4 protein-coding genes are annotated in these 4,500 nt (G+C 67.0%); all 4 read right to left on the bottom strand.

What is annotated here, in order from left to right; genetic code table 11:
- A partial coding sequence (locus tag D769_RS16165) for a sigma-54 dependent transcriptional regulator (protein ID WP_052018108.1) occupies positions 1-1,366 on the bottom strand: 1,366 nt, incomplete at its 3' end.
- Between the two features lie 5 nt (positions 1,367-1,371).
- Positions 1,372-3,408 (bottom strand): histidine kinase dimerization/phospho-acceptor domain-containing protein, encoded by a 2,037-nt coding sequence (locus D769_RS16160; protein ID WP_008646946.1) that lies wholly within the window; start codon positions 3,406-3,408, stop codon positions 1,372-1,374.
- The gene (locus D769_RS16155) at positions 3,405-3,677 is read right to left on the bottom strand and encodes a PP0621 family protein (protein ID WP_008646944.1); all 273 of its coding nucleotides are present in this window, start codon (positions 3,675-3,677) and stop codon (positions 3,405-3,407) included. Before D769_RS16155 ends, D769_RS16160 begins: the two co-directional genes overlap by 4 nt.
- A gap of 15 nt (positions 3,678-3,692) precedes the next feature.
- The coding region (gene ccsA / locus D769_RS16150; protein ID WP_008646942.1) for a cytochrome c biogenesis protein CcsA at positions 3,693-4,500 on the bottom strand (808 nt) is incomplete at its 5' end.

The raw sequence follows: 4,500 nt of genomic DNA, 5'->3' as shown, positions 1-4,500 counted from the left end.
CTGGAGCGGGCACGCCCCAGGCTCCGGCGGTACCCCACCGGTGATACATGGCTGCCGGCGGCACGGCAGTCAACGGCGCCGCCGCGAGGGATGGCGCTGCCGCCATGGCCGTCTGCATCAGCGCGGCACGCTCGATGCCGGTGTCGAGCGGCCCCAGGTCGGCCACCTCGATCTCCTCGCTCTCGGCGAACGCGTAGGCACGCTCGAGCAGGTTCTCGAGCTCACGCACGTTCCCCGGAAATTCGTACGCGCAGAGCCATTCCAGCGCCGCGCGCGACAGCCGCTTGGGATGCGCATCGCCGTAGCGCACGGCCAGATGCTCGAGAATCGCGCGGGCAAGCACCGGGATGTCCTCGGCGCGCTCGCGCATCGTGGGCATCCGGAGTTCGAGCACGTTGAGGCGGTAGTACAAGTCCTGGCGGAATGACCCGGCGGCGACCATCGCGGCCAGGTCCTTGTGGCTGGCGCACATGACGCGCACATCCACGCTGTCTTCCTTGCTGGCGCCGATCTTGCGCACGCGGCGTTCCTGCAGCGCGCGCAGCAGCTTCACCTGCATCGCCAGCGGCAGGTCCGCGACCTCATCGAGCAGCAGCGTGCCGCCATTGGCGGCCTGAAAGAACCCGCCGCGCTCGGCATCGGCCCCAGTAAAGGCGCCTTTGACGTGGCCGAAGAACTCGGCCTCCATCAACGCTTCGGGGATCGCGCCGCAGTTCACGGCCACGAATGAATGCGCCGAGCGCGCGCTGATCGCGTGAATCGCTCGCGCCGCTCGTTCCTTGCCGCTGCCGGATTCGCCGCTGATCACCACCGGTGCCATGCTGCGCGCCAGACGCGGCAGCGAGCGCCGTACCTCGTGAATTGCCGGCGAGACCCCCGGTAGCAGCCCGGCCGCACGATCGCCCAGACTGGTCCCATCGGTCGCGTCGGACGAGTCCCCCGCATCGGCCTGATCGGATGTGTCGTTACCGTTCGCACCGCGCTGATGACGGCCCAGCGCGTTGAGAATCAGCGTGCGGAGTTGCTCGAGAGATACCGGCTTGGCGATGTAGTCGAACGCGCCGGCCTTCAGCGCATCCACGGCGTTGTCCGCGCTGCCATACGCCGTGATCACGGCCACCGGGGTGCGCTCGGGCGACGCCGACAACTGGCGCACGATCTCGATGCCCAGGCCATCGCCGAGCCGCATGTCGGTCAGCACCAGACTGTAGCGCCGCTCGGCCAGACGCAGGCGGGCCTCGGCCAGCGAGCCGGCCATCACCACGTCATGCCCCATGCGTCGCAGCGAGATATCCAGCAGCTCGCGCAGGTCAGCCTCGTCGTCGATGACGAGAATCGGATCGGGTGCGGACAATCTGGGAGGCATGGATATCAGAGCTTGGCCGATGGTTGAAATGGCTGGGCATTCGCGACGTCGGGCACTTCGTTGCGCAGCGTCAACACGAATGCCTTGGCGGGAAGTGTATCGCGAGCCCCGACGAGCATGCCGGTGCGGTCGAGCAGATCCTCGAGCACGATCGCGCCGTAGCGCACCTGGGCGTCGTTCGCGCCGCACAGCTCGCGCGCCATGAACAGCCCCAGCCCGGTACCCTGCGGATTGCTGGTGAAGAACGGTTCGAACAGGCTGCGCTGCTGCTCGCGCGTGACCTCGGCGCCATCGTTCCAGACAATCAGTTCCGCATGGTGCTGGTCGAGCGTATGCGCCAGCAGGCGGATCGCGCCCGGCAGCCGGCTGCAATAGCGCCATGCGTTGTCGAGCAGATTGCCGAGCACCTGCTGCAATTGCGACATGTCGAAGATCACCGGCCCCTTCAGATCGACGGTGATGCGGATCGCGTTGGCGTTCACCTCGGCGCGGGCGCCGGCTCGCGAACGCATTTCCAGCCGCCACCGGTCGACGACTTCGGGTAGCGCCTTGGCCAAATCGACGGCGCTATGCCCGGTGCGCGGGCGGCGCGACAGTTGCAGCACGTCGGAAATCACCTGATCGAGCCGTCGCACGTTATCGCTGATGATGCGCAGCAGACGGGCATCGATGTTGCCCTCGCCACCGCCGGAGTCGGCCAGCAGTTCGTTGGCCTGGCTGATCGCCGCGAGCGGGTTGCGGATCTGGTGCGCGACGCTGGCCACCAGCCGGCCCATCGCGGCAAGTTTCTCCTGCTGAACCTGCTCGGCAATACGCTCCCAGCTTTCGATGTGCACCAGCACCGTGTCACGCATCTCGCTACGCAGCAGCGCCTCGTCCGCCGGGCTCCAGGCCATGGCCTCGTTCTGGGCGATGGCCAGCCGCAGACGCGCGGCGCCCTCGGGCGACATATCGTTCCAGCTGGTTGTGTCGAGGCCCGATGGCGAGGTCAGCGCGCCCGCCAGCGTCGAACGCAGCCCCGCCAGGCCGGGCAGCACGAAGCGTAGGCGCAGCCGTGTGTGCATCGAATTGCGCGCCGAGGAGGACGGGCGCGACGGCAGCGGCAGCAATTGCAAGATGCGCGGGACGTCGTCCTTCATGCGGATCCAGTCGCGCAGCATCTCCAGCAGCGGTTGCAGACGCGGCATGCGGCGCAGGTCGAACAACACGTTCTCGCGCTCGCCAACACGAACCTGCCCTTCGCGAATCCGCTCGTTCTGCTGCACGCCAAGCAGCACGAGCGCGGCGGGATTCGCCGCCACGACAACGCCATTGGCACGGACCAGCATCACGCCGTCCTGCATGTCATTGACCATCAGCCGGTTCACGAGCTGCTGCAGGCGCAGTTCCTGTTCGCGCGCCAGCGCCAGTTGCTCCTGGGCGATCTGGCGGTTGGCAAGCATGTACATCACGAGCGCCGCGATCATGAACACAAGCCCGAACAGGCCGGAACCGAGCAAGTTCACATCGACCTGGCGCGTGATCAACGTTTGCAGGAGCGGCGGGCCCATCACGAGCAGCGCCGACACCGAAGCGGCAAACAGCGCAAACGTCAGGCTGGTCAGCGCGCCCGCCTCGATCACGGGCAGCAGGAAAATCATCGCCAGTCCTTCGCCCTGGCTGCCGAAGTGACCGAGCGCCGCGTAGATGGAGGCCAGCAAGACCATATCGACCAGCACCTGCACGCGCACGCGCACGTGAAAGTGGTTGCGCCACAGCGTACCGAACAGCGTGACGAGGGCGATGGCCAGATAAGGCAGCACGACCGGCATGGCCGAGGCCATGCGCGCGTTCGTCGCCACGTTGAAGACGCTGGCGCCGGCGGCGGCGCGTTCGAGCGGCAGCCAGGCATAGCCGACCAGCAACACGGCGACGGCGAGCCGCGTCCAGCAGAAATACCGCTGCAGGCGCCAATGGAATTCAGGTGGCTCCGACTGACGCCAGAGCTTGACCAGCACGCGCCAGCCGTTCAGACGGGACCAGGCCGACGCCGGCGCTGTCATGAACGCGTGCCGTGATCGCCCTCGCCGGGCATGTCTGGCAGATGGCTACGGCGGCAGTAATGCAGGCCGTGCCATGCGATGGCATCGCCGCGCGGCAGATGCACGCCGCAGTGCGCGCACTGGACCATCGGTTCGATGTTCTCGTCGCCAGCGCCAGCGCGGCGCGGCGGCGGCTCCTGTTTCTCGGCGGTCTGCCGCGTGCCGGCGCGATCGCGCAGCCACCACAAGATGCCCAGCACGATGGCCAGCAGTAGGAAGATTCTTGCCATGTTGGGGCGAAGGGATCAGGTGATACGGTGCAGCACCACTTCCATGACGAAGCGGCTGCCCACGTAGGCGAGAAGCAGGATCCCGAACGACGCGATCACCCAGCGCAGCGCGGTGCGACCGCGCCAGCCCCGGAAATGGCGTCCGACCAGGATGCCGCCGAACATCAGCCACGAGATGACCGCGAAGACGGTCTTGTGATCGATCCGGAACGCGCGCGCGAACAACTGCTCGGAGAACAGGAAACCGGACGCGATCGTCAGTGTCAGCAGTACGAAGCCCGCGGCGATCAGCCTGAACAGCAGCTTTTCCAGCGTCAGGAGCGGCGGCAGCAGGTCCAGCCAGCGCCCAAGCCACTGGCTCGATGCCGACTCCGTTCCTGCCGGGCGGTTGAAGCCGTGCAAGCGGCGCTCGGCCATCAGCATCAGGAAAGCATGGAACGCCGCCAGCGTGAACAGGCCATACGCGACGTTGGCGATCACGAAATGGAGCTTGAACAGCGGACGCGCCGCGTACCCCAGGATCAGCGTGCCCGGGAACGCCAGCGGCATCAGGCTGGCCAGCATCGCCACCGGGAAAACGACCAGGCCCAGGCCGGCCAGCGAGAAGAAGAAGCTCTCGATCCAGTAGATGCCCACGCCAAGCCAGAGCATCGACGACAGCGCGAAGGCGAACCCGAACACCATGCGATCCGCCGGAAAGATGGTTTCATGGAGCAGCACACCGTGACTGACCAGGGCCACCATCACAAGCCCATGCCACCAGGCCGGCTGGCCCTCGGCGCGCCCGCCGGCAGGGTGCGGCATCAGCACTGCGGTGGCCGCC

Origin of the sequence: Cupriavidus sp. HMR-1 (assembly GCF_000319775.1) — a bacterium.
Classification (GTDB): Bacteria; Pseudomonadota; Gammaproteobacteria; order Burkholderiales; family Burkholderiaceae; genus Cupriavidus; species Cupriavidus metallidurans.
The sequence above is the reverse complement of the archived record's forward strand: the minus strand, read 5'-3'. Positions and strand labels throughout refer to the sequence as shown.